The 23,759-nt window shown below is 66.7% G+C and carries 24 protein-coding genes; 16 read left to right on the forward strand and 8 right to left on the reverse strand.

What is annotated here, in order from left to right; translation table 11 throughout:
- Positions 1-7 precede the first annotated feature (7 nt).
- The gene (locus EV379_RS07535; RefSeq protein ID WP_207226209.1) at positions 8-988 is read right to left on the reverse strand and encodes a proteasome assembly chaperone family protein; all 981 of its coding nucleotides are present in this window, start codon (positions 986-988) and stop codon (positions 8-10) included.
- Positions 989-1,057: 69 nt separating this feature from the next.
- Here EV379_RS07535 and EV379_RS07540 point away from each other — a divergent pair, with 69 nt between their 5' ends.
- The 11 genes from EV379_RS07540 to EV379_RS07590 all read left to right on the forward strand — a co-directional run bounded on the left by EV379_RS07540 (position 1,058) and on the right by EV379_RS07590 (position 11,959).
- Positions 1,058-1,747, forward strand: a complete 690-nt coding sequence (locus EV379_RS07540) for an HAD family hydrolase (RefSeq protein ID WP_242616280.1) — start codon at positions 1,058-1,060, stop codon at positions 1,745-1,747.
- Entirely contained in the window at positions 1,744-2,799 is a 1,056-nt protein-coding gene (locus tag EV379_RS07545; protein WP_130505594.1) for a tRNA (adenine-N1)-methyltransferase, read from the forward strand. Before EV379_RS07540 ends, EV379_RS07545 begins: the two co-directional genes overlap by 4 nt.
- 67 nt (positions 2,800-2,866) lie before the next feature.
- A complete protein-coding gene (locus EV379_RS07550; protein ID WP_165397317.1) occupies positions 2,867-3,832 on the forward strand; it encodes an FKBP-type peptidyl-prolyl cis-trans isomerase in 966 nt (321 codons plus the stop codon).
- A gap of 5 nt (positions 3,833-3,837) precedes the next feature.
- Positions 3,838-4,851: a helix-turn-helix transcriptional regulator gene (locus EV379_RS07555; RefSeq protein ID WP_130505596.1), complete on the forward strand. Its 1,014-nt coding sequence runs from the start codon at positions 3,838-3,840 to the stop codon at positions 4,849-4,851.
- Positions 4,848-5,840 carry a helix-turn-helix transcriptional regulator gene (locus EV379_RS07560; RefSeq protein WP_130505597.1) on the forward strand — a complete coding sequence of 331 codons (993 nt, stop codon included), beginning with the start codon at positions 4,848-4,850 and terminating at the stop codon, positions 5,838-5,840. The genes EV379_RS07555 and EV379_RS07560 overlap by 4 nt, the downstream gene beginning before the upstream one ends.
- Before the next feature lie 2 nt (positions 5,841-5,842).
- Complete coding sequence (locus EV379_RS07565) at positions 5,843-6,184, forward strand: hypothetical protein (RefSeq protein ID WP_130505598.1); 342 nt, start codon at positions 5,843-5,845, stop codon at positions 6,182-6,184.
- Positions 6,177-6,386: a twin-arginine translocase TatA/TatE family subunit gene (gene tatA, locus EV379_RS07570; RefSeq protein WP_055839897.1), complete on the forward strand. Its 210-nt coding sequence runs from the start codon at positions 6,177-6,179 to the stop codon at positions 6,384-6,386. The genes EV379_RS07565 and tatA overlap by 8 nt, the downstream gene beginning before the upstream one ends.
- A 3-nt stretch (positions 6,387-6,389) precedes the next feature.
- Positions 6,390-7,187 (forward strand): twin-arginine translocase subunit TatC, encoded by a 798-nt coding sequence (gene tatC / locus EV379_RS07575; RefSeq protein WP_341273527.1) that lies wholly within the window; start codon positions 6,390-6,392, stop codon positions 7,185-7,187.
- 4 nt (positions 7,188-7,191) lie between these two features.
- Positions 7,192-9,630 (forward strand): DEAD/DEAH box helicase, encoded by a 2,439-nt coding sequence (locus EV379_RS07580; protein ID WP_130505599.1) that lies wholly within the window; start codon positions 7,192-7,194, stop codon positions 9,628-9,630.
- Between the two features lie 9 nt (positions 9,631-9,639).
- Positions 9,640-11,211 (forward strand): apolipoprotein N-acyltransferase, encoded by a 1,572-nt coding sequence (gene lnt, locus EV379_RS07585; RefSeq protein WP_242616281.1) that lies wholly within the window; start codon positions 9,640-9,642, stop codon positions 11,209-11,211.
- On the forward strand, positions 11,204-11,959 hold the full coding sequence (locus EV379_RS07590; RefSeq protein ID WP_130505600.1) for a polyprenol monophosphomannose synthase: 756 nt from the start codon (positions 11,204-11,206) through the stop codon (positions 11,957-11,959). The genes lnt and EV379_RS07590 overlap by 8 nt, the downstream gene beginning before the upstream one ends.
- A 42-nt stretch (positions 11,960-12,001) precedes the next feature.
- Here the strand turns inward: EV379_RS07590 and EV379_RS07595 are convergent, their stop codons facing one another.
- The 4 genes from EV379_RS07595 to EV379_RS07610 all read right to left on the reverse strand — a co-directional run bounded on the left by EV379_RS07595 (position 12,002) and on the right by EV379_RS07610 (position 14,700).
- Positions 12,002-12,367: an RNA polymerase-binding protein RbpA gene (locus EV379_RS07595; protein WP_130505601.1), complete on the reverse strand. Its 366-nt coding sequence runs from the start codon at positions 12,365-12,367 to the stop codon at positions 12,002-12,004.
- A gap of 130 nt (positions 12,368-12,497) precedes the next feature.
- The gene (locus EV379_RS07600; protein ID WP_242616282.1) at positions 12,498-13,199 is read right to left on the reverse strand and encodes a glycerophosphodiester phosphodiesterase family protein; all 702 of its coding nucleotides are present in this window, start codon (positions 13,197-13,199) and stop codon (positions 12,498-12,500) included.
- A gap of 62 nt (positions 13,200-13,261) precedes the next feature.
- Entirely contained in the window at positions 13,262-14,224 is a 963-nt protein-coding gene (locus EV379_RS07605; protein WP_130505603.1) for an SPFH domain-containing protein, read from the reverse strand.
- Positions 14,221-14,700: an NfeD family protein gene (locus EV379_RS07610; protein WP_130505604.1), complete on the reverse strand. Its 480-nt coding sequence runs from the start codon at positions 14,698-14,700 to the stop codon at positions 14,221-14,223. Before EV379_RS07610 ends, EV379_RS07605 begins: the two co-directional genes overlap by 4 nt.
- Positions 14,701-14,904: 204 nt before the next feature.
- On the opposite strand from EV379_RS07610, the gene EV379_RS07615 reads away from it, so the two are divergent.
- Entirely contained in the window at positions 14,905-15,663 is a 759-nt protein-coding gene (locus tag EV379_RS07615) for an SDR family oxidoreductase (RefSeq protein WP_130505605.1), read from the forward strand.
- A 61-nt stretch (positions 15,664-15,724) separates the two neighbouring features.
- Here EV379_RS07615 and EV379_RS07620 read toward each other — a convergent pair whose 3' ends face one another.
- Positions 15,725-16,333 carry an HdeD family acid-resistance protein gene (locus EV379_RS07620; protein ID WP_130505606.1) on the reverse strand — a complete coding sequence of 203 codons (609 nt, stop codon included), beginning with the start codon at positions 16,331-16,333 and terminating at the stop codon, positions 15,725-15,727.
- Positions 16,334-16,996: 663 nt separating this feature from the next.
- Here EV379_RS07620 and EV379_RS07625 point away from each other — a divergent pair.
- From EV379_RS07625 to EV379_RS07640, 4 genes are all read left to right on the forward strand, one after another.
- Positions 16,997-17,572, forward strand: coding sequence for a TetR/AcrR family transcriptional regulator (locus tag EV379_RS07625; RefSeq protein ID WP_130505607.1), 576 nt, complete (start codon positions 16,997-16,999; stop codon positions 17,570-17,572).
- A 146-nt stretch (positions 17,573-17,718) separates the two neighbouring features.
- Positions 17,719-18,078, forward strand: a complete 360-nt coding sequence (locus EV379_RS07630) for a hypothetical protein (protein WP_207226210.1) — start codon at positions 17,719-17,721, stop codon at positions 18,076-18,078.
- 38 nt (positions 18,079-18,116) lie between these two features.
- Positions 18,117-19,559, forward strand: a complete 1,443-nt coding sequence (locus tag EV379_RS07635; RefSeq protein WP_130505608.1) for a DHA2 family efflux MFS transporter permease subunit — start codon at positions 18,117-18,119, stop codon at positions 19,557-19,559.
- Positions 19,560-19,708: 149 nt separating this feature from the next.
- A complete protein-coding gene (locus EV379_RS07640; protein ID WP_130505609.1) occupies positions 19,709-19,924 on the forward strand; it encodes a three-helix bundle dimerization domain-containing protein in 216 nt (71 codons plus the stop codon).
- A 90-nt stretch (positions 19,925-20,014) separates the two neighbouring features.
- Here EV379_RS07640 and EV379_RS07645 read toward each other — a convergent pair whose 3' ends face one another.
- Together EV379_RS07645 and EV379_RS07650 are read right to left on the reverse strand one after the other, a co-directional pair.
- Entirely contained in the window at positions 20,015-20,713 is a 699-nt protein-coding gene (locus EV379_RS07645) for an alpha/beta fold hydrolase (protein ID WP_130505610.1), read from the reverse strand.
- A 78-nt stretch (positions 20,714-20,791) separates the two neighbouring features.
- Positions 20,792-23,515: a helix-turn-helix transcriptional regulator gene (locus tag EV379_RS07650; protein ID WP_130505611.1), complete on the reverse strand. Its 2,724-nt coding sequence runs from the start codon at positions 23,513-23,515 to the stop codon at positions 20,792-20,794.
- Positions 23,516-23,759: the final 244 nt, after the last annotated feature.

Consider the following 23,759-nt stretch of genomic DNA (forward strand, 5'->3'; position numbering starts at 1 on the left):
CATCAGGCTACGCCTGTGGCCGCCACGGTTCATCGCCCGGTTTGCCGTCGCGCCCGTCGGCTTTGCCGTCTCCGGCCTTGCCGTCCGTGTTGCTCTTGCGAAGGTAACGCTCGAACTCCTGCGCGATTGCCTCGCCGCTGGCCTCAGGGGAGTCCACCGTGTCGCGGGCCTGCTCCAGCTGCACGATGTACGACGCCATCTCCTCGTCGTCACTGGCGAGGTCGTTGATGCTGGCCTCCCAGACGGCCGCCTCGCTGACGAGGTCACCGCGCGGGATCGTGACGTCCGTCAGCTCCTCAAGCTTGTCGATCAGGGCGAGCATCGCCTTCGGCGACGGGGCGTGGTGCACGTAGTGGGGCACGGAGGCCCAGATGGAGAGCGTCGGGATGCCGACCCGCTCTGCGGCATCGGCGATGACGCTGAGGATGCCGATCGGCCCCTCGTAGTTGCTGCGCTCGATGTCGAGCTCTGCACGCACCTCCGCGTTGTCGCTTGAGGTGAAGATCGAGATCGGCCGCGTGTGCGGCACATCGGCGAGCATCGCTCCGAGGAAGACGATCCCGCCGATGTCGGCCGCGAGGGCGGCGTCGATGACCTCGGCGGTGAAACCCTTCCAGGTGCGGGACGGCTCGGTTCCGAGCAGCAGGTAGATGTTGCCGTCGTTGGCCCCGCTCACCTGCATCTCGGCATCCGCCGCCAGCGATTCGCTCGGCTCGCCCGGAACGCTCGGGCCGTACAGCACCGTGCTCGGCCAGGTCAGCGAGCGCTTGCCGTCGTCGTCGATTCCGATCGTCGGACGGTTGAACTGGTAGTCGAAGTACAGCTCGGGGTCAACGGCGAAGATCTCGGTGAGCTCGAGCTCCTCCTTCAACGAGCGAACCGCACCGGATGCCGCCTCGCCGGCGTCGTTCCAGCCCTCGAACGCGACCACCAAGATGCGACCACCCAGGATTCTGCTGCCCGTCGTCACCGAAACGTCTCCGCTCATTCACCAGAGGGCCACTCCGGCCCCGCCTCTAAGGATATGCCCGCACCCACTCCTCTAGACTTGATCCCCGTGACTACACACTCTCCTGCCGCCGTTCTCTGGGACATGGATGGCACCATCGTCGACACCGAGCCGTACTGGATGCAAGCCGAAACGGAGCTTGTGACGAGCTTCGGCGGTGTCTGGACGCACGAGGACGGCCTGCAGATGGTCGGCAACGGGCTCAGCGTCTCTGCCGTCATCCTGCAGAAGGCCGGCGTGCGGCTCGAGGCCGACGAAATCATCGCCAGGCTCACCGCTCGTGTCGAGGAGCTGCTTGTCTCCGAGGGCGTTCCGTGGCGGCCGGGGGCGCGCGAGCTCCTCGCCGAGCTGCGCGAGCTGCAGATCCCCACCGCTCTCGTCACGATGTCGATGTCGTCGATGGCCGAGCGGATCGTCGAACTCATCGGCTTCCGCGCCTTCGACGTCATCGTCGCCGGTGACCACGTCGAGAACCCCAAGCCACACCCCGAGGCGTACCTGCGCGCCGCGGCACTCCTCGACGTGCCGATCGAGCACTGCGTCGCCTTCGAGGACTCCGTCCCCGGTGTGGCCAGCGCCGCGGCATCCGGAGCGGTCACCATCGCCGTTCCGCACATCATCACGCTCCCGGAAGACCCCAGCTACACGCTCTGGGCGACCCTGGCCGAGCGCACACTTGCCGACATCGCCACCGTGTTTGTCGAGAACATCTCCGATTCAGAAGTGGTGACCCCATGACCGAACTTTCCGCAGCCAAGCCCCAGGGCGACCAGCCGGCCAGCCTCCCGCAGAACAGCGGCCCGTTCCGCGCGGGTGACCGCGTGCAGCTCACCGGGCCCAAGGGCAAGCTGAACACCTTCATGCTCGAGCCCGGCAAGGTCTTCCACAGCCACCGCGGTCTGCTTGCGCACGACTCCATCATCGGTCAGCCGGACGGCTCCATCGTCGTCAACAACGTCGGCATCGAGCACCTGGCGCTGCGCCCGCTGCTCAACGACTTCGTCATGGGGATGCCGCGCGGCGCCGCCATCATCTACCCGAAGGACGCCCAGGCGATCATCGGCCTCGCCGACATCTTCCCCGGGGCGACGGTCGTCGAGGCCGGCGTCGGGTCCGGCGCGCTCTCGCTCTGGCTGCTGCGCGCCATCGGGCCGAGCGGAACGCTCAAGTCCTTCGAACGTCGTGAAGACTTCGCAACGGTCGCCCGTGGCAACGCGGCCACCTTCTTCGGCTACGACCCCGAGAACTGGTCGATCACCCTCGGCGACCTCTCCGACGCCCTGCCAGAGGTCACGGAGCCAGGCAGCGTCGACCGCGTCGTGCTCGACATGCTCGCCCCCTGGGAGTGCCTGTCCGCGGTCTCGCTCGCCCTCAAGCCGGGCGGCGTGCTGCTCTGCTACGTGGCCACCGTCACCCAGCTCTCCCGTGTCGCGGAGGCGATCCGCGCGACAGGCGACTACACGAACCCCGATTCGAGCGAGACGATGGTGCGCGGCTGGCACGTCGAGGGCCTGGCCGTGCGCCCGGACCACCGCATGATCGGGCACACCGGATTCCTCCTCACCGCTCGCCGCCTCGCTCCTGGAGCGGTGCTTCCCGAGCTCAAGCGCCGGCCGTCCAAGACCGACTTCAGCGACGAAGACGTCGAGCTGTGGACGCCGGGCAGCCTCGGTGAGCGCAGCGTCAGCCCCAAGAGCCTGCGCAAGCGCGTGCGCGCCGCAACGGCCAGCGCAGAGCTCTCCAAGGCGCGCGATGCCGACGACGCCGAGCCCGAGGCTGAGGCTGACTAAACTTGTGCAGGGTCGCCAGACTCGCACCATCCGTTCCACGACACCCACTGCATCGAAACGAGGACTCGTGCGCAAGATCCCCGCACTGCTCATCTCCGCCGGCTTGCTCGCCGTGAGCCTGACCGCCTGCGCGCCCAGCACGGGCCCCGGCTGCGAGAGCGCGGTGCCGTCTGGCGAGTCGTCGACGATCGTGAAGGTCAGCGGCGACGAGGGCGCCAAGCCCACGGTCGACTTCCCGACCCCGCTCAAGGTCTCCAGCACCGAGCGCACCGTTGTGCGCGAGGGCGAGGGGCCCGGCACGGTCGAGGGCCAGCAGATCAGCATCGACTGGAGCGTCTACAACGGCACGAGCGGCGAGCTCATCGAGCAGTCGGCGTACGACGGTTCACAGGCCCTCTCGTTCGCGCTGGTCGACGGCAAGCTGATGCCTGGCGTGCAGCAGGGCCTGCTCTGTGCCACGGAGGGTTCCCGCGTCACGCTCGTCGTTCCGCCTGAAGACGCATTCGGGGAGGCAGGCAACCCGCAGCTGGGCGTCGCACCCGAGGATTCCCTCGTCTTCGTCATCGACGTGAACCGCAGCTACCTGCCGCGCGCGAACGGCACCCCGAAGGCCGCCGCAGAGGGCATGCCTGCCGTCGTCCTCGACGCGAACGGTGTTCCCGGCATCACGATCCCCTCCGCAGCCGCCCCGACCGACCTCCAGGTCGCCGTGCTCAAGCAGGGCGACGGCGAGACGATCGAAGAGGGCGACCAGGTCGTCGTGCACTACACCGGTGTGCTCTGGGACACCAAGAAGGTCTTCGACTCCAGCTGGAGCCGCGGCGCCCCAGCGGTCTTCGCGGCGGCCCCCGGTTCGGAGACGGTGCAGAACGGTGTCATCACCGGCTTCGCCGACGCGCTCATCGGCCAGCAGGTCGGTTCCCAGATCATTGCCGTGATCCCGCCCGAGCTCGGCTACGGGGAGCAGGGCAACGGCGCTGTGCCGCCGAACTCGACCCTCGTCTTCGTCGTCGACATCCTCGGCATCTCCTAGCCATCATGGACGCCAGCGCGGTCTCGGTCGAGGAGCGGCTGTTCAGCCTGGTCCTGGCCCTGCTCGCGAGCGAGCAGGGCCTCGGCAAGGCCGAGATCCTCTCCACGGTGCAGGGTTACCGCCAGCGCTATGTGCTCGGCGGCAACAACGCGAGCCTCGAGCGCCAGTTCGAGCGCGACAAGGACGACATCCGCGAGCTCGGGATCCCGCTGGAGACGCTCGACTCGCCCGAGCGGCCAGGCGACACCCAGGCCGCCAGGTACCGGATCCCCAAGGCGCTCTACGAGCTGCCGGCCGACATCACCTTCTCATCGGAGGAGATCACTCTGCTCGGGCTCGCAGCAGCCGTGTGGCGCGAGGGCTCGCTCTCCGAGGATTCCCGCCGCGCGATCACCAAGCTCCGTTCCCTCGGCATCGACACGGATGACGCCGTCATCGGTTACGCACCGCGGCTGCGTGTGCGTGAGGCCGCGTTCACGCCGCTGACCCAGGCACTCGACCGGCACCAGCGTGTGCGCTTCCTCTACCTGAAGCCGGGGCAGAAGAAGCCGTTGCTGCGCACCGTCGAACCGCGCGCCCTCGTCGTTCACGAGGGGCGCTGGCACCTCACCGCCTTCGACCAGCGGGCCAGGGCGCCGCGCACGTTCCTGCTCTCGCGCATCGTCGGGGCCGTCGAGGTTGTTGCAGGCGCCCCGTTCGAGGTGCCTGGCCCCGGGCAGGCCGAGAACTCGCTCGCCGAACTCGAGCGCGTGTGGCAGGGCAACGTCGCAACGCTCCGAGTACTCGCCGGCAGCGACGCAGAGCTGCGCCTGGCGAAGCGGCCTGGCAGCACGACGACCAGAACGGGGGAGGCAGACATGTGGGAGTATGCGGTGCACTTCACCGACCTCGACATCTTCGCCGATGAGCTCAGCGGCTTCGGCCCGGAGGTTCTCGTGCTCTCCCCGGCGCCGCTGCGTCAGGCCGTGCGGCACCGCCTGATCCAGGTGCGCGAGCTGCACGCGGGGGCTGGCGCATGAGCGCCGTGTTCCGCGCCCAGGACAAGCTGGCGCTGTTGCTGGCCCTCGTTCCTTACCTGCTCGACCACGACAGGGTGAGTGTGACGGATGCCGCAGCGCACTTCGGCGTCGAGCCGGAGCGCATCCGTGACGCCGTCGCGCTGATCGCCGTCTCCGGTGTTCCCGGAGAGACCAAGCAGTACCAGCACGGCGACCTCTTCGACATCGCGTGGGACGAGTTCCTCGACCACGACACGATCGTGCTCACGCACCAGGTCGCCCTCGACGACGCACCGCGCTTCTCCGCCAGGGAGGCCGCCGCGCTGATCGCGGGGCTCCAGTACCTCGCGGCGCTGCCTGAACACGGCAAGCGCGATGCCATCGCGACCCTGATGGCCAAGCTCACCCGCGGAGCGTCTGCGACGCCCAGCCAGCTCGCCGTGAGTGAGACGGCGACCGCCGCGGACGCCAGCGTCGAGCAGCTCGACATCCTGCAGACGTCCGTCAATCGCGGCACCCAGGTCGAATTCTCCTACCTCAACGCCCGCGGGGAGCGGGAGTCCAGGCGGGTTGACCCGCTGCGCATCGAGTCCGTCGATCAGGATTGGTACCTGCGCGGCTGGTGCCACCTGCGCAACGCCGTCCGCACCTTCCGCCTCGACCGCATCACCGAGCTGCGGGGAACGGAGCAGCCGGTCTCCCGCCACGGCGACGAGGTCGCGCTGCCGAGCACGCTCTTCGCCGTCTCCGACGACGATCTGCGCGTCGAGTTGGAGCTGCCGAGTGATGCCCTGCCCGTTCTGAGCGACTACATCACGCCGGGCGCCCGCAAGAAGCGCGACGGTGACAGGGTGCGGGTCACCATCCGCGTCTCGCACTACCACGGACTGAAGCGCCTCGTGGCAGGGCTTCCCGGCCTCGTCACGGTGGTCGCGCCCGATGAGGCGCGTCGGGTGGTCGCAGAGTGGGCGGCCGCCGGCGCGGCACAGTACGACGGCGACGAGGACTGATCATGCCATGGTGGAGTTGGTGGCTGATCTGGGGTGGCCTCATCCTCGGCCTGCTCGGAATGCTCGCGTATTTTGCCGTCGTGTTGTTCCGCAAGACGATGGCAGCGGCCGAGGAGCTCAGCACCCTGGGCGACGCGCTCAGCGTGCTCGATGCACAGCTGGACGACGTGGCACCGGGCCGCAAACCCTCAGCAGTCTTTCAGCCGAGCGCCGAGCTCGCCCTCGTTGTGCAACAGAACCGCGTCGTTCGGGCCGAAAAGCGGCAGCGCAGCCGCGACAAGCGCATCACGCGGGGTAAACTACTCGTACGCTCCGCCGAGAATTGGACTCAACCACATGCTTAACAACCTCACCGGATGGCACGCAATCATCATCCTCGTGGTGATCTTGCTTCTCTTCGGCGCACCCAAACTTCCCGCCCTGGCGCGCAGCCTCGGTCAGTCGATGAAGATCCTCAAGTCTGAGATCAAGCCGGATGCCGCAGCGAAGGACGCGTCGACCGAGGGCGCAGAGCCCGCGGCATCCGACACAACTCCCAAGCCTTAAGTAGTGTCTGAACGCGACACGCGCCGCAGCCGCGAAGGCAAGATGCCGCTTGGCGCTCATCTCCTTGAGCTGCGCAAGCGGCTCTTTCTCGCGGCCATCGGCGTCGTCATCGGCGCGGCCATCGGCTGGATGCTCTCCGAGTGGATCTGGGAGCAGCTGCGGGAACCCGTGACCGCGATGGCCGAGGCCCAGCACCGCAAGGCCGAGATCAACTACCCGCACATCACCTCGGCGTTCGACCTGCGCCTGCAGATCTCGCTGTACTCCGGTCTGATCCTGTCCAGCCCGATGTGGCTGTACCAGATCTTCGCCTTCCTCACGCCTGGCCTCACCGGCAAGGAGAAGCGCTACACCTTCGGCTTCTTCTTCACCGCCGTTCCGCTGTTCTTCGTCGGCTGCGCGGCCGGCTGGATCGTGCTGCCGAACATCGTCGGCCTGATGGCCAGCTTCGCGCCGACCGACACCGTCACCTACTTCGAGGCGACCGCCTACTTCAACTTCGTGCTGAAGCTGCTGCTCGCCATCGGCGTTGCCTTCGTGTTGCCGGTCTTCCTGGTCCTGTTGAACTTCGCGGGCATCCTGAGCGCGGTATCCATCATCAAGTCGTGGCGCATCGCGATCCTGATCATCTGCCTCTTCACCGCGATCGCCACCCCGGCCGCCGACGTCGTCTCCATGTTCATGCTCGCCATCCCGATGGTGCTGCTCTACTTCCTGGCATACGGCATCGCATTCCTGCACGATCGGCGAATGGCCAAGCGCGCGGCTGCGCTGGAGGCCGAGTACGCCGATCTAGGCTAGGGGCGTGACCACACTCTCCCCGGCCGAGCGTTACGCGGCCTCCCGTCTGAACCAGCGGACGCCCCTCGTTCAGGCGTTCCGCGAATTGCAGCGCTTCGATCTCGACCCCTTCCAGAAGGCGGCCTGCTCGTCGCTCGAAGCGGGGCGCAGCGTGCTCGTCGCCGCGCCGACCGGTGCAGGCAAGACGATCGTGGCCGAGTTCGCGGTCTACCAGGCGATGCAGGAGCCCTCGGCGAAGGTCTTCTACACGGCGCCGATGAAGGCGTTGAGCAACCAGAAGTTCCAGGAGTTCGTCGCAGACTACGGCCCGGAGAACGTCGGGCTGCTCACCGGTGACACCAACATCAACTCCGGTGCGCGCATCGTGGTGATGACCACCGAGGTGCTGCGCAACATGCTCTACGCCGACTCGGATCTGCTCGCCGACCTCGCCTTCGTCGTGATGGACGAGGTGCACTACCTCGCCGACCGCTTCCGCGGTGCCGTCTGGGAGGAGGTGATCATCCACCTGCCGAGCGAGGTGAAGCTCGTCGCCCTCAGCGCGACCGTCTCCAATGCAGAGGAGTTCGGCGACTGGCTGCAGGCCGTGCGCGGCGACACGGACGTGATCGTCTCGGAGGAGCGCCCCGTTCCGCTCGAGCAACACGTGCTGGCCAGGGGCCGCATGGTGGATCTCTTCGACTCCTCCGGGGTCGCCGCGACGAACAGGGTGAACCCCGAGCTGGTCCAGCTGGCCAAGGGCGGCTCCCGCTCGATCAACTCCCGGTCCACCCGCGGCCGGCGCGGCCACGACCGCGGTGGGTTCAACCAGCCGTCGGCGTCGGCGCACAAGCTTGACCGCTCCGCCGTCGTCGCGATGCTCGACGGCAAGAACCTGTTGCCGGCCATCTTCTTCATCTTCAGCCGCGTCGGCTGCGATCAGGCCGTGCGCCAGGTGCTGCGCGCCGGCGTGCGCCTGACCGAGGCCCACGAGCGCGACGAGATCCGCGCCATCGTCGAGGATCGCTGCCGCACCCTGCTCGACGAGGACCTCGCGGTGCTCGGCTACTGGGAGTGGCTTGAGGGCCTCGAGCGGGGCGTCGCCGCCCACCACGCCGGAATGCTCCCCGCGTTCAAGGAGGTGGTCGAGGAACTGTTCCAGCGCAAGCTGGTCAAGGCCGTCTTCGCCACGGAGACCCTCGCCCTCGGCATCAACATGCCTGCCCGCACCGTCGTGCTCGAGAAGCTCGAGAAGTTCAACGGCGAGGCCAGGGTCCCGATCACACCGGGGGAGTACACCCAGCTCACCGGACGTGCCGGCCGCCGCGGCATCGACGTCGAGGGCCACTCCGTCATCCACTGGCAGGACGGGCTCGACCCGCAGGCCGTCGCGTCACTCGCCTCCAGGCGCAGCTACCCGATGAACTCGAGCTTCCGCCCGACGTACAACATGGCCGTCAACCTGATCGAGCAGTTCGGGCGGTCGCGCGCCCGTGACATCCTCGAGTCCTCCTTCGCCCAGTTCCAGGCCGACCGGGCCGTCGTCGACCTCGCCCGCACCGCCAGACAACAGCAGGAGTCGCTCGACGGCTACGCGCAGTCGATGACCTGCCACCTCGGCGACTTCGTCGAGTATGCCGGCATCCGCCGCACCCTCAGCGATCTCGAGAAGCAGGCCTCACGTGCCGACCAGCAGTCGCGGGCCGCCCGCGACAAGCTGCAGAAGGAGCTCAATGCGCTGCGCAAGAAGATGCGCGCGCACGGATGCCACAGCTGCCCAGACCGCGAGGTGCACGCCCGCTGGGCAGAGCGCTGGTTCAAGCTGAAGAAGCAGAACGACGCCCTGAAGGCGCAGATCCGCTCGCGGACCGGTGCCGTCGCCCGCGTCTTCGACCGGGTGACCGATCTGCTGCTCGGCTTCGGCTACCTCGTCAGGGACGCCAGCGGCAAGCTGACGGCGAGCGAGAGCGGCCGTATGCTCCGCCGCATCTACGGCGAACGCGACCTGCTCGTGGCCGAGTCGCTGCGGCGTGGCCTCTGGGACAAGCTCGATGCCCCCAGCCTGGCCGCGATGGCGACGACCCTCGTCTACGAGCCGCGCCGCGACGAGGGAACGCTCTCGGAGCGCTACCTGCCTCGCGGGGCCTTCCTCGAGGCGTTCGACGCCACCGGCACCCTCTGGAGTGATCTGGACGACCTCGAGCGCGAGCACCGGCTTCCAGGCAGCGAGCCGCCGGCGACCGGCCTGGCGCTGGCGATGTGGAAGTGGGCGAAGGGCGCACCGCTCGGCGAGGTGTTGAGCGACGCCGACATGGCCGCGGGTGACTTCGTACGGTGGACCAAGCAGACGATCGACCTGCTCGACCAGCTCTCCGTCGTGGCCGACAACCCGGTCGCCGCGAATGCCCGCCTCGCCATGGACTCCGTGCGCCGTGGCATCGTTGCCTACTCCTCGGTCGCATAGGCTGTGCAGGTGGTAGCGAAGGGTATCGATGTGCGCGCCGTGCCTCTGTATCCCATCTGGCTCGCGATGCCGTTGGCTGCGGCATCCGGCGTGCTGCTCGACGGCGCCTTCCCCGACACCGGGATCTGGCCGCTCGCACCCGTCGCGGTCGCGTTGCTCTTCACGACGCTGCTCGGCCGCGGACCGTGGATGGGGTGGCTGCTCGGGCTCATCGCCGGGCTTGCCTTCTGGCTGACCCACATTCACTGGCTGACGCTGTATCTGGGGCCTCTGCCCTGGGTGGCACTCGCCGTGCTCCAGGCGATCTTCTTCTCGATCGCCGTCGCGATGATCTCGGTCGTGCTGCGCTGGGGGCCACGAGTGTGGCCGTCACGGCTCGGCCGCCTCGGCATGGTTCCGCTGGTCGTGGCCGGCCTCTGGACGGCCAGGGAGGCGATCGCCGCGGTGTGGCCGTACGGCGGTTTCGCCTGGGGCAGGCTCGCCCTCTCGCAGACAGAGGGGCCCTTCGCCGGGCTGCTCAGCCTGGTCGGCGCCTCCGGGCTCAGCTTCCTGATCGCGTTGCTGGCCGCGCTCGGCGTGCAGCTGCTCCGTGAGCGCACGCTGTCGTTCAGCTGGCGCGGCGGCATCGCCGTCGCCGCGATCGCCCTGCTCATCGCGATTCCGGCGTGGCCGGTGCTGCAGTCTGGCACGACGCGGCTCGCCGCCGTGCAGGGCAACGCGAACGCCGGCCTCTTCGCCGAGTACGTTCCCGGCGAGATCCTCGCCAATCACGTCAGCGAGACGCTGCCGCTGGTCGGCGAGGACGTCGACATGGTCGTCTGGCCGGAGAACGGTTCAGACATCGACCCGCTGCGCAGCGAGCTGTCGGCGCGGACCCTCGACAGCATCAGCGAGCGGATGCAGGCACCGCTCGTCGTTGGAACCATCACGCTGCGCGACGACAAGTTCTACAACAGCTCCCTGCTGTGGAAGGCGGGGGAGGGAGCGGTGCAGATCTACGACAAGGTGCACCCGGTTCCCTTCGCCGAGTACATGCCCGACCGCGAGTTCTGGCGCCCGTTCGCCCCTGACCTGATCGACCTGATCAGCCGCGACTACGAGATCGGCACGCAGTCGAACATCTTCGACATCGACGGGATCCTCGCCGGCATCGCCATCTGCTTCGACATCGCGGACGATCAGCTGGTCAAGGAGATGATCTCCGGCGGGTCGGAGCTCATCCTCGCGCAGACGAACAACGCCGACTTCGGCAGCGCGGAGCGGTACACGGACGAGAGCATCCAACAGCTCGCGATCGCCCGCATGCGCGCGATCGAGACCGGTCGCACGGTCGTGAACATCTCGACGGTGAGCTCGAGTGCGATCATCGCCCCCGATGGCAGCACGATTGCATCGATCCCCGACTTCACGGCGGGATCGATGGTCGAGGAGGTTCCGCTCAGCACCACGGTGACGCCGGCCATCGCCGCGGGTCGGGGCATCGAGTGGCTGGTCTCCGGGCTCGGACTCGCCGGATTCGTGCTCGCCGTGATCACCGCCGCGCGCACGCGCAGGTCCCGCGTCATGGTGTCACGTGGTTGAGCCGGTCGGGCGCGGGACCCTCGTCGTCGTCCCGACGTTCCAGGAGAGCGCCAGCATCCGCTCGATCATCGCGCGGATCCGCGCGGCACTGCCGGCGGCCGACATCCTCGTCGTCGACGACAACAGCCCGGACGGCACCGCTCAGATCGTGTCGCAGCTGGCCAGAGACGACGAGCGGTTGGCCGTACTGGTGCGCCCGGACAAGAGTGGCCTCGGCCGTGCCTACCTCTCCGGCTTCCGCTACGCACTCGACAACGGTTACGACTACGTCGTGGAGATCGACGCGGACGGGTCCCATGATCCGGCCGAGCTCCCACGCATGCTGGAACTCGCGGCGGCCGGCGCGGACCTCGTGATCGGGTCCCGGTGGGTGCCGGGCGGTGGCGTCAGCAACTGGTCGAAGACGAGACAGGCCATCTCCAGGGCGGGCAATCGCTACTCCCGCTTCATGCTCGGCTCGCGGGTCCGCGACATCACGGCCGGCTTCCGGGTGTTCAGGGCGCAGACGCTGCGTATGCTGCTCGAGGAACCGACCTCCAGCCAGGGGTACTGCTTTCAGATCGAGATGGCGTGGCATGCGGAGCGCGCCGGCCTGGTGATCCGCGAGCACCCGATCACCTTCGAGGAGCGCGCGGAGGGCGAATCCAAGATGCACCTCGGCATCGTGGCGGAGGCGCTCTGGCGGGTCACAGTGTGGGGTGTGCAGAAACGGCTATCGCCGGGCCCCCAAGCCCGGCGATCCGATTAGCGTTGTGCCGATGGCACGCGCCATGAGTGCACTGACGGCGCGTTAGGCGCCGACCTTGCTCGTGCCACGACGGGCCCGAAGGGCGACGAGGCGCTCCTCAAGCAGCTCTTCGAGCTCCTCGCGGGTGCGGCGCTCGAGCAGCATGTCCCAGTGGGTGCGCGCGACCTTGTCTTCCGAGTGGTCGATGACGACCGGCTTCGAGTCGACGATCAGGCTGGCCTCGTGGCCGCAGTGCTTGCACTCCCACGCCTCGGGGGCTTCGGCTTCAGCCGAGAAGGTCATGACGGTGTCACGACCGCACGTGCCGCAGCGGTAGCTGTGGTTGACGCGTGGTGAAAAGCTGACACCCTCTTCGCTCTGCAGGCTTTGTGCGCCCAGTCTCATTCCACGCAAACTACGATCTGCCATTGTGTGGTCTCCTCTCGCGATGCATCCTCAGTTATAGCGCTCCAAGCTGTGCGTTCGCTTGTCGGGCGGCGTGGCGAGGGGAGTGGGGTGCCGCTTATCAGGAAACTCTCAGTTTCGCCTGCGGTGCCGCTCAGTTGCGCGCGGCGATCAGCGGTACGGCCAGATCGGTGCGATCGGTGACGAGGCCGTCGACACCGAGGTCGAGCAGTGCGGACATGTCGCGCTCATCGTTCACTGTCCAGACGTGCACCTCGACGCCGGCGCGGTGCATGGCGCGGATGACGCGGGGCGTTGTAACGCGCATCGGCCCTGCACTCTGCGGCACCTGCACGGCTGAGACTCCGCGGAGCGCCCAGCGCACGACGGGGGAGAGGCCGAGCTTGGCGGCGAGCAGCGCCAGCGTGAAGCGGGGCGCAGAGGCGGAGCTGGCGACACCGGGAAGCAGCCGGGTCGTCTCGCGGCGGCGCCGTTCGGAGAACGACGTGATCAGCACGCGGTGCGTCGCGCCGGCCGCGCGCACGGCCGCCGCCGTCGGTGCGATCGCTGCGGCATCCTTCACATCGATGTTGAAGCGTGTGTCTGGGAAGGCGGCGAGAGCGTCGGCGAGCGAGACGATGTGTTGGCCGTCGCCGAGGTCGATCTCGCCGAGCTCGGCGAAAGTCAGTTCGCCCACCCGCTCCGACCGTGAGGCGACGCGGCTGAGATCGTCGTCGTGGCAGATCACGGCGACGCCGTCACTGCTGGCCTGGACGTCGGTTTCGACGTGGCTGGCACCGGCCGCGAGCGCATTGGCGAAGGCGAGCAGCGAGTTCTCGGGTGCGGCGGTGGCCAACCCTCTGTGCGCGAATACGCGGGGGCCGGTGCCGTGGAGGTAGGGCTTCGGGGCGTTGTGGTTCAGAGGGATGGGCCTGACTGTGCTGGAGGGCGGGGCGGTGGCGTTGCCGGAGGGGCGCCGTCACCGCTCGGTGGGATGAACGCCCTGCTGAGCCCCTTGAGCGCCTCGGTGAGTTCGCTGGGGATGATCCACAGCTTATTCGACGGGTTGTCGGCGAGCTTCGGCAGTGTCTGCAGATATTGGTAGGCGAGCAGCTTCGGGTCTGGGTCTCCCTCGTGGATGGCACGGAAGACGGTCATGATCGCCTCCGCCTCACCCTGCGCGCGCAGCACGGCGGCCTTGGCATCGCCCTCGGCACTGAGGATGGCGGCCTGCCTGGCTCCCTCCGCGGTGAGGATGGCCGACTGCTTGGTTCCCTCGGCCGTCAGGATCAAGGCGCGGCGGTCTCGCTCTGCGCGCATCTGCTTCTCCATCGAGTCCTGAATCGAGTGCGGCGGGTCGATGGCCTTGAGTTCGACGCGATTGACGCGGATGCCCCACTTGCCGGTCGCCTCGTCGAGCACGATGCGCAGTTGGCCGTTGATGTTGTCACGGCTGGTCAGCGCCTCCTCGAGGTTGAGCCCGCCGACGACGTTGCGGAGGGTGGTGGTGGCCAACTGCTCGACGGCGCCGAGATAGTTCGCGATCTCGTAGGTGGCCGCCCTGGCATCCGTCACCTGGAAGTACACGACGGTGTCGATCGAGACGACGAGGTTGTCCTCTGTGATGACCGGCTGCGGCGGAAAGGAGACCACCTGCTCGCGCATGTCGACCATGCGGTGCACCCGGTCGACGAAGGGGACCAGCAGGTTCAGACCGGGCTGCAGTGTCTTGTGGTAGCGGCCGAGCCGTTCGACGACGCCGGCGGTGGCTTGAGAGACGATGCGGATTGAACGGAACAGGATGACGAGAACGAACACGACGATGACGACGATCACCGTCGCGATCACAATCTGCGTGATCGTCTCTGCTGACACGTTCATGGCTGCGTCCTTTCGGCCGGAACGATGACGGCTGTTGCGCCGTCGATGCTGGTCACGAGCACGCGTTCACCCGCGGCGACAACGCGCTGTTCGGTGAGTGGCGACAGGCGGGCCGTCCACGTCTCGCCGTTGGCGAGCTTCACCTGGCCCGTGCCGAACTGGCCGCCGACGGATGCCACGACGGTTCCGTCCGTGCCGAGCAGGGCGTCGACGTTGCTGCGGGCGGGGTCGCCGCCGCGTTTCAGCACACGGAGCAGCGGCGGGCGGATCAGCACCAGGAGCACGACGGCCAGCAGGGCGGCGATGACGAGTTGGAGCCACCACGGGGCACCGAAGAGGCCGGCGATCAGGCCGCCGACACTGCCGACCGCGATCATCAGGAAGGTCAGCTCGAGGGTGACGACCTCGATCGTGAGGAACAGCAGGATGAGCACCAGCCAGACAATCCAGCCGTACGAAGCGACGAAGTCGTCCATGACCGTTCCTCCCGACCGCTCTCACGATGCTTGATTCGAAACTAGCAGTTCAGGCCGGAAAAGCGCCCGAGTCTCGCTGTGAGTTGCACGCCAAGATCTACCAGGGGCCGACGAATCGCTGGCCGGGAGATTGGTAGTCTCGATGCGGCGCTCTCGCGCACCGTTCTTCCGCAATTTGTCGTTCACCAACACGAGGAGACCTCCGTGACCAATCCACTCACCCCGCAGCTCTTGGCCGGCAAGACTGCGCTTGTCACCGGCTCCTCCCGTGGCATCGGCGCCGACACAGTGCGTTACTTCGCCGAGGCCGGCGCCAAAGTCGTTATCAACTTCCGCAACAAGGAGGCGCGCGCGATCAAGCTCGCCGAGGCGCTGCGGGCCGAGGGCGCAACGGCGATCACCGTCGGCGCAGACCTCACCGACCCGGCATCCGTCGCAGGGATGATCGACACGGTGAAGGCCGAGTTCGGCGGAATCGACATCCTCGTCATGAACGCCTCAGGCGGCATGGAGTCCGGCATGGCCGAGGACTACGCGATGGTACTGAACCGCGACTCGCAGGTGAACCTGCTGGAGACCGCGCTGCCCGCACTGAACCCCGGCGCCCGCGTCGTGTTCGTCACCAGCCACCAGGCGCACTTCATCAACAACACGCCGACGATGCCCGAGTACGAGCCGGTCGCCCGCAGCAAGCGCGCGGGCGAGGATGCGCTGCGCGCCAAGCTGCCTGAGCTCGCCGCTGCCGGTATCGAGTTCGTCGTCGTCTCCGGCGACATGATCGAGGGCACCATCACGGCCACGCTGCTCGAGCGTGCCAACCCCGGCGCGATCTCGGCGCGCAAGGAGTCGGCCGGCAAGGTCTACAACGTGGGGGAGTTCGCTGCAGAGGTCGCTCTCGCGGCCGTCGAGCCGGTGCCGGCGAACAACACCCGCTACGTCGGTGACATCTCCGACTTCAGCTGACGCCTCGCACGCACGAGAAAGGGCCCGCCGATTCGGCGGGCCCTTTCTCTGTTTCTGATGACTAGTCCGACGTGACGAGGCCCTTGCCGAAGGTGAAGGCACGCACGATCTGGATGATGCCCAGGATGATCAGGCTGATGCCGGTCAGGAGGAAGAGGATCACAGCGCCCCAGATCGGGGAGAAGAGGAGCACGATACCGGCGACGAGGCTGAGCAGGCCGAAGAAGATCGTCCAGCCCTTCGAGCGCGAGTCGCCGATCTGCACGAGCGAGACGATGCCCTCGATGATCCATGCGATTCCGACGAGCACGCCGAGGAACACGGCCAGGAATGCTGCGGTGCTGCTGAGGTTCGCGAAGGCGAGCACGCCGCCGACGACGAAGAGCAGGCCGAGGATGATGTCGAGTGCGCGCGCCCCGCCGCCGATGCCCTTGGAGAAGATGCCGATGCCGAGGTAGGCCAGACCGGCGATGAGCAGGTAGATGCCGAGCAGCAGGGCGATACCCGCTGCGGCCGTCTGCGGCGAGAAGGTGATGATCAGGCCGATGATGAGCGCGGCGGCGCCGGAGACGCCCAGCGCGATTCGGACGCCGTTGACGGCCGACTTCGTGAGATCTTTTCCATCGAGGGAGAAAGCGGCGAAATATGCGCTCTGTTCTGGGGTAGACATTGTGATGCGCCTCTCGGTTCGTGCAGGACGGTTGTCGGCCCCAGAGTAGCGCTCTCAGGCGTCGCAGGGGGAGATGCCACACCGTGAGTCCAATTGAGACGCGAGAACGAGGCTCCGCCGGGTAGCCGCACCGAACTCGTGGAAACTGCCGCCATCCACGCGCATTCGGCGTGTTTTCTCCGGGTTGGATACATGTGCGGACGTGGGCCGCGCGTTATGTCAAGTAATTGCGCTGAAGCTCAGTGCGGCGCAACGCCTGCTACGCGAGGCGCTGGTGCGCACGCGGCGCAGCACGCGGCGTCACCTGGGGCGTCGCACGAGTGTTCTCTCGGCGATCGAGAGTGCACGCAATGCGGTGGTCGCGATTCTCAATGCCATCGTGCAAACGGGCATTGCAGTGGCCGGAACCGCCTCTTCAGCCGCCACCGGGCATGCGCTGATAATGCACATTATGTCAAGTCAGCGAGATTAGACCCTCCCCTTGAGTGGAAAGCCTGCCGAGTGTCACTAGGTCTTTCATCTGTCACGTTTGATTGGTCATGCACAATCCGTGCGGCAACATCGTGCTCGACGCCGTCGAGTGCCCTGATGTCGAGCTCGACGCCAGTCTGGCTCGCAAGCGTCGTGTTGCGCCGTCGGATTGGTGAGTGTACAGTCACTCACATGGGCTCCATCCTCTCCACATCAGATCAACGGCGCGACACCGTCATCGCGAGTGCCATCTCCGCTTTCGCTCGCACGGGCTACCTCGGGACGCCGACAGCAAAGATTGCCGAGCACGCCAAGATTTCGACGGCGTACGTCTTCAAGCTATTCCCGAGCAAGGAGGCGCTCTTCGTGGTGGCCCTTGAGCGGTGCTTTGAGCTCATCGTGCACACTCTCAACGCTGGCGCTGAGGCCGCATTGGACCAGAGCCCCGATGGCGTGCTTGACGCAATGGGCGGCGCCTACGCTGAACTGATCGCCGACCGCGAGTTGCTCATGATGCAGGTGCATGCCCAGTCGGCCTGCGACGTCCCCGAGGTCCGTCGCGCTCTGCGGGAAGGCTTGGGTCAGGTCACGCGGTTCGCGTCCTCGCGCTCCGGCGCGAGCGACGAAGCTGTGCAACGCTTCATCGCGTACGGGCAGCTGTGCCACACCATCGTCACAGCCGAACTCGACGCCGTCGAAGCCGATTGGGCTCACGCCCTCACAGCCGGCATCCGCCACCCAGGGAGGAAGGAGACTCGTACCGCTTGAACATCGATCCACCCACTCCCCCATTTGTGAACACTCCACTCACGCAGGCGGCTTAACGGTCACGCCGACGCCCCTGCGTTCCATTTTACGCAAAAGAGTGACTGACTAATCACTCACCCACGTTCAACAATCGATCGAAGGAACTCATGTTCAGCACCATTTCAACTCCCGTCGGCGCCCCCACCACACCGCCCAGTCGCGCAGTCACCGCGGCGCTCGTGTCGGCCTGGTCGATCCCCGTGCTGCTGCTCGGCCAGTTCGCACTGCTCGCATCGCTCCCGGTCGTGGTTGTGCTTGCCGTTTCGCTTCGTAGCGCGCGTCTTCGCGGGCTGCGCTGGTGGAGCGGCCTACTCGCCCTGCTCTACGCCGCGCCGATGGCGATTTGGCTGTTCCGCCCGGACGGCGCCCAGAGCCTTTCGAAGGACATCAGCCCAGTTTTCGTCGCGCTCATCATTGCCGCATCCGCGGTGCTCATCGTGAAACTCCACCTCGCCCGCAGTCGCTAGTCCCCGAACTCTCCGCACCCCTGAAAGGAATAATTGCCATGACCACCATCTCCGCATCCTCGAGAACTCGAGCGGACCGCCGCTGGACCGCGCTCGTCGTGCTCGCCATCGCCCAATTCCTCGTCGTTCTCGACGCATCCATTGTCAACATCGCACTCCCCTCAATCGGCGCGGCGCTCGAATTGGACACCGCGCAGTTGAGCTGGATCATCACCGCCTACGTCCTCGCCTTCGGCGGGTTCCTGCTTCTCGGAGGGCGCCTCGCCGATCGCTTCGGCCATCGACGGGTATTCCTTGTCGGAGTAGCGGGATTCGTCGCCGCGTCCGCACTAGCCGGCCTGTCCGCATCCGGTGAAATACTGCTCGCCTCCCGCGCCCTCCAGGGCGCCTTCGCCGCACTCCTCGCTCCGGCATCACTCGCACTCCTCACCCGTCTCTTCACCACACCTGGCGACCGGGCCAAAGCGCTGGGCGTCTGGGGTGGAGTTGCGGGGATCGGTAGCGCTGCGGGGGTGCTACTCGGCGGCGTGCTCACGGCCGCATTCGGTTGGGAGGCAATCTTCTTCGTGAACGTGCCCATGGGCGCGATCGTACTTGTCACACTCCCCTTCCTCGTCGACCGCGATGGCATGGTCGAACGTGTGAGACTCGATCTGCCCGGCGCTATCACTGTGACCGGCGGCCTCGTTGCCCTCGTCGGTGCATTGAGCTTCTCCCAGGAGCTGGGCTTCGCGCACGCGCTCGTGCTCGGGCTCTTCGCCGTCGCGGCCATGCTCCTCGCCGCGTTCGTCGTGATCGAGCGCCGCAGCGCCCAACCCCTCGTCGATCTCACGATGTTCCGGATGCCGAACATTGCCGGAGGTAACCTTGCGATGCTCTTCGTCGGCGCCGCCACCACGGCAACTTTCTTCGCCCTCGCGGTCTACATGCAGCAGGTGCTCGGGTTCAGCGCCCTAGAGTCGGGGCTCACCCAGCTGCCACTCGCCGGAACCCTCGTCGTTGTAGCTGGCCTGGTGCCAACAACGATCGCACGTTTCGGGGCGCGACCAACGCTTGTCGCATCCCTCCTCATCCTCGCAATCGGGCTGACCTGGCTCTCGTTAGCTCCCGCCGACGCGACATTCCTTGGGTCGCTCCTACTGCCGACGATCGTGATCGGTGTGGGGCTCGGAGGATCGTTCGTGGCAACAACACACCTCGCCGTAGACGGTGCAGACGGTGCGGATGCCGGGCTCGCAAGTGGTCTCGTGAACACGAGCCAGCAGATCGGCGGCGCCATCGGTCTGGCGGTCCTTTCGACTGTCGCCGCCAGCCGCACGAGCGCCATGCTGGACAGTGGCGCTTCCTCGGCCGACGCCCTGACGAGTGGATTCAGCTGGGTGTTCCTGGGTGCCGCGCTTGCCGCGTTGGCAGGTGCGGCCGCTGTCGTGGCTACGAGTTTCCGCCGTCAGGCCGGTGCCGAAGCCCGCAGCGCGTCCTAGCCCCTGGGAGGGGTCGCCGCCGGCTTGCTTCGGCGGCGACCGCATGTCCGATTCGCTGTGCGATTCTCTACGGCTGAACTTAGAATGGCCGCATGTCGGCTCCCTCGCCGACCACCGCGAATGAATGGCGGAGTTGGAGGGTTGAACTCATGACAACGGATCTCAGCGATGACGAAATCAAGCGCCAGGTCTCGGCGAAACTGGCATCCCGGTTTCCTGAGCTGGGTGAAGCGAGCATCCGGGCCGTGGTCGACGAGGAGTTTCGCGCCCTCGCGGAACAACCGATCCGGGACTTTCTTGTGGTGCTGACCGAGCGTGCTGCGAAAGACCGTCTCAAAAAGCACACGCAGGAAGCTTCGAGTTGATGTCGCCAGCAGGGTGTCGTTCGCGATGGCAGTCTCATCAGCGGCCAGAGGAGCCGGAGTCCGCGGCGCGGACTCCGGCTCCCATCGTGACTACACGGTGACGGACGCATCGACCTTTGCCGCGGCGGTGCGAATCAGATCGGCCACGACCTTGGGCCGGGAGACGTAGATCGCGTGGCTGCCCGGCGTCTCCGACACGGTCGCGCCAATGCGCTCCGCCATCGAGGACTGCGCTACCGGCGGGATCATCCGGTCTTCGCTGACATGGAGGTACCAACTGGGCTTCACCCGCCACGCCGCCTCTGTCACGATTCCGCCGAGCGCCTCGAGCCCCCACGGAACCTGCGCATCTGCCATGAACGCCGACTCCGCCGGGGAGACGTCGGCGGCAAAGGAAGCGGCGAATTTCTCGCGATCGAGGAAGAGGTAGCCATTGACAGGAGGAAGGATCGGCGGCTGAGGACCATCGGCCGGGAAACTCGCGAGCAGCGAGTTCACGGACTCGCCCTGATCCGGAGCGAACGCAGTGACGTAGACGAGGGCGGCCACCTTCTCGTGCGCCCCGGCTTCGGTGATCACCGCCCCGCCATAGGAATGGCCGACGAGGACGACGGGGCCGTCGATTGTGTCGAGCACGTCGCGGGTGGTCGCGGCGTCGTCGGCGAGGGACTTGGTGGGGTTCTGCACGACGCGAACGTCGAACCCTGTTGCGCGCAGCTCGTCGTAGACGCCGCGCCATCCGGTTCCGTCGACGAACCCGCCGTGAACGAGAACGATTGTGGCACTCATGTTGACTCCTTCATGTGAAATGGACACGAGTGAATCTACGGAGCCGACGAAGCAGGGGAATCCGTCAGATGACGTATCTCAGAGACGCAGTTCGAGCTCCTGCTGCTCGAGGGCGTCACGGAGCGCACCGCGTGAGGCGATGCCGAGTTTGGGGAACACCCGCGACAGGTGCGTGGATACCGTCCGCGGGGAGAGGAACAACTGGGCCGCGATCTCCTTGTTCGAGAGCCCTGTCGCTGCGAGATTGGCGACTGCAGACTCCTGCGGTGTGAGCTGCTCGCTCGCCTGGACGGTGCCGCCCGCTGCGCGGAGCTCCCGACGGGCGCGCTCGACCCATGGCGTCGCGCGGAGTCGCTCAAAGCCGTCGATCGCTGCGGTGAGCTGGAGCCGCGCATCGGCCGGGGCTTGACCTCGCCGAAGCTGCTCGCCGAACACGAGTTGCACGCGACTGCGATCGAAGACCCAGCGCTCGCTTCCCGGCGTTGCAAGCGCATCCTCGAAGCGGTCTCGCCAGTTGTCGGTGTCAACGAGAGCTCCGGATGCCGCCACGAGAAGTTCCAGCCGCGACGAGAGCGCTCCGATACCGGCGTCCTCCGCGGCTTGCGCATGCAGACTCGCTTCCACCTGCCGGCCCGATCGCGCCGCTGCCTCGACCAGATCGAAGACCAGCCAGATCGCATGTGGGAGGAAGGGCTGGAACGTGCCGACGGGGCTGATGGACGCGGCGTGGCGGTAGGCCGACTCGAATCTACCGTGTGGCAGTTGCAGCATGCAGCGAACCTGGGACGCGTATGCGGCGAGCGTGTAGAGGCGCCGCGGAGCCGCCCACAGCAGAATCTGTTCAGCGGCCCGGTCGGCCGCGGCATCCTGCCCTCGTGCGGCATCCACCAGACCGCGAAGGAACCGGCCGGGCGCGGCGGTCAATGTGTAGCCGAGCTCCTCGCAGAGCCGGAGACCATCGTCGGTGAGCCGTTCAAGCTCGTCCCACTCGCCCGCGAAGTAGTCGTCATTCGCCAGGAGGAAGAGTGACTCGATCTCCTTGGCGACTGCACCGCCGCGACGACCGTCGTCGACGATGCGCCACAGCGGCTCGCGCGCACGATCAATGCGGTCGAGGTAGGCACCGGCAGTGGCGGTCCTGGTGATCTGGACTGGATCGGAGGTGAACCGCAATCCATCCAGGGCGGCATCCAAGCGCCGAAGGGCAGACGCGTCGGCATGCGTTGGATCCCCAAAGGTCGCGTCAAGCAGGAAGAGCGTATCGGGTGGTTCGGGGGCGACCCGGGCGAGCTGCTCACGCGTCTCACTCCAGAACTCGGCTCTGCCGGCATAGAACCCGACCAGCACGAGCGTCTGCAGCGCCTCCATGGCATCGTCATCAAAGGCGTCAAGCGGGCCCGGTTGCGAATCGAGCGCCGCGATGAGCAGCCGTTGCGCACTCGAAGCGTCGCCCTCACCATTGAGGATATGAAACGCCACCGCCGTCACTGCGGCGAGGGACGGGGCGCCCGCAGCCTCGTTCTGAGCCGCGACAACGAGGCGCGGACTCGCCTGCAGCTCACCGGTGACGAGGGAGCCAATGTACGCGGCACGAGCAAGACGCCGGGCTCGATCTTCTTGGGCGGGGCTCAGTTCGGCCGCCCGCAGCATCGCCGCTGTGGCCCGCGTGCTATTTCCCGTATGCAGAAGATCGTTGGCTGCGACCTCAAGGAGCTGCGCGACGTCCGCGTCGGGTGCTGAAACTGATTGGCCGAGATGCCACGCCCGGCGCTGCGGATCGTATGCGAAAGCGTTCGAGAGCACGGTGTGGGCGCGCCGGCGGCCTTCCCCTGTTGAGAGCTCGAACACGGCCGAACGTATCAATGGGTGACGAAACTCCAGTCGCCCGTTGCGAGTGCTCCGTCGCACCAGGCCCGCACGTTCGGACGCTGCGAGACCCGCTCCTCCATTCGGCATCGGCAGGCAGTCTTCAATCGTCCTGCTGTTCTCCGCCCCGGCGAGCACCAGGAGCAGCAGCATCTCGCGCGCGCCATCGGGGAGATCCCGAATTCGCTGAGCGTAGAGGTTCATGAGTCGGTCGGTGAGCGGGAGAGGCTCTCCGAGGGGACGGTCGGTCGCATCGAGAGCGGCGGGCAGATCGAGCAGGGCAAGCGGGTTGCCGAGTGCATCCTCACGAATCCGTCGTCGGACGCTCGGCGAGAGAGACGGGAAACGGTCGACGAGGAGCGCATCGGCGCTTGCCTCATCGAGCGGGGCGAGGACGTGGGCGTCGAATCCGCTTCGTACAAACAGGTTCTCGAGCTCCGATCGTGCAGATATGAGGAATCTCAGATCCGCACTCTGTAGCCGCCGCGCCACGTAGGCCAGGGCCATCCCGCTCGCCAAATCGAGCCAGGGCGCGTCATCGATGATAATCAGGAGGGGCGCTGACTTCGCGGCCTCCGTTGTGAGGGCCAGGCTCGCGGCACCCGCAATGAGCTGGGTTGGCGGTGGGCCAGCTTCGAGCCCACAGATCACCGAGATTGCGTGCTGATGCACCTCATCAAGCGCCGGGAGACTGGTGAGTAGGGTGTGGAGCATCTGGTTCAAGGCACCGAAACTGAGCTCGGCCTCGTACTCGAATGCGGTGACGCGAAGAACCGTTCTCCCGGCCCGCTCGGAAATCTCGGCCGCCGCATCCAGCAGCGCCGTCTTCCCGACCCCTGGATCGCCGCTGAACATCAGCACTGGCGCAGATGATGGTGACCCAACCTGTACGAGGGCGTTAATCAATTCGAGTTCGGCTTCGCGCCCGAAAAGCATGCGTCACCACCAATTGCCCAGAGCTCGCAAGGACTGATCCACTGAAACTACGAGCAGTTGTCGATTCTCGCAACCATCGCCCGCTGCGCGGTACGGTCCGGCAGCACGTGTATGCGGGTGCGGCCAATACCGCGTATGTCTCAATGCACGTCGATGGCGTGCCCGAGAAGATCAACCCGGCTGCCTACGAGGCACTCCTCGCACAGTTCGGTCGTGACGACATGCGAGGCAAGCGCGCCATGCG

This window comes from Microterricola gilva, assembly GCF_004217495.1.
Classification (GTDB): Bacteria; Actinomycetota; Actinomycetes; order Actinomycetales; family Microbacteriaceae; genus Microterricola; species Microterricola gilva.

Bases quoted from the DNA above. Each gene is read 5' to 3' on its own strand.
- EV379_RS07610 (WP_130505604.1), bottom strand. From the start codon at position 14,700: ATGGACGACTTCGTCGCTTCGTACGGCTGGATTGTCTGGCTGGTGCTC.
- tatA (WP_055839897.1), top strand. From the start codon at position 6,177: ATGCTTAACAACCTCACCGGATGGCACGCAATCATCATCCTCGTGGTG.
- EV379_RS07620 (WP_130505606.1), bottom strand. From the start codon at position 16,333: ATGTCTACCCCAGAACAGAGCGCATATTTCGCCGCTTTCTCCCTCGAT.
- EV379_RS07565 (WP_130505598.1), top strand. From the start codon at position 5,843: ATGCCATGGTGGAGTTGGTGGCTGATCTGGGGTGGCCTCATCCTCGGC.
- EV379_RS07630 (WP_207226210.1), top strand. From the start codon at position 17,719: ATGTTCAGCACCATTTCAACTCCCGTCGGCGCCCCCACCACACCGCCC.
- EV379_RS07595 (WP_130505601.1), bottom strand. From the start codon at position 12,367: ATGGCAGATCGTAGTTTGCGTGGAATGAGACTGGGCGCACAAAGCCTG.
- EV379_RS07650 (WP_130505611.1), bottom strand. From the start codon at position 23,515: ATGCTTTTCGGGCGCGAAGCCGAACTCGAATTGATTAACGCCCTCGTA.
- EV379_RS07645 (WP_130505610.1), bottom strand. From the start codon at position 20,713: ATGAGTGCCACAATCGTTCTCGTTCACGGCGGGTTCGTCGACGGAACC.
- EV379_RS07560 (WP_130505597.1), top strand. From the start codon at position 4,848: ATGAGCGCCGTGTTCCGCGCCCAGGACAAGCTGGCGCTGTTGCTGGCC.
- EV379_RS07555 (WP_130505596.1), top strand. From the start codon at position 3,838: ATGGACGCCAGCGCGGTCTCGGTCGAGGAGCGGCTGTTCAGCCTGGTC.
- EV379_RS07635 (WP_130505608.1), top strand. From the start codon at position 18,117: ATGACCACCATCTCCGCATCCTCGAGAACTCGAGCGGACCGCCGCTGG.
- EV379_RS07625 (WP_130505607.1), top strand. From the start codon at position 16,997: ATGGGCTCCATCCTCTCCACATCAGATCAACGGCGCGACACCGTCATC.
- EV379_RS07535 (WP_207226209.1), bottom strand. From the start codon at position 988: ATGAGCGGAGACGTTTCGGTGACGACGGGCAGCAGAATCCTGGGTGGT.
- EV379_RS07545 (WP_130505594.1), top strand. From the start codon at position 1,744: ATGACCGAACTTTCCGCAGCCAAGCCCCAGGGCGACCAGCCGGCCAGC.
- EV379_RS07605 (WP_130505603.1), bottom strand. From the start codon at position 14,224: ATGAACGTGTCAGCAGAGACGATCACGCAGATTGTGATCGCGACGGTG.
- EV379_RS07640 (WP_130505609.1), top strand. From the start codon at position 19,709: ATGACAACGGATCTCAGCGATGACGAAATCAAGCGCCAGGTCTCGGCG.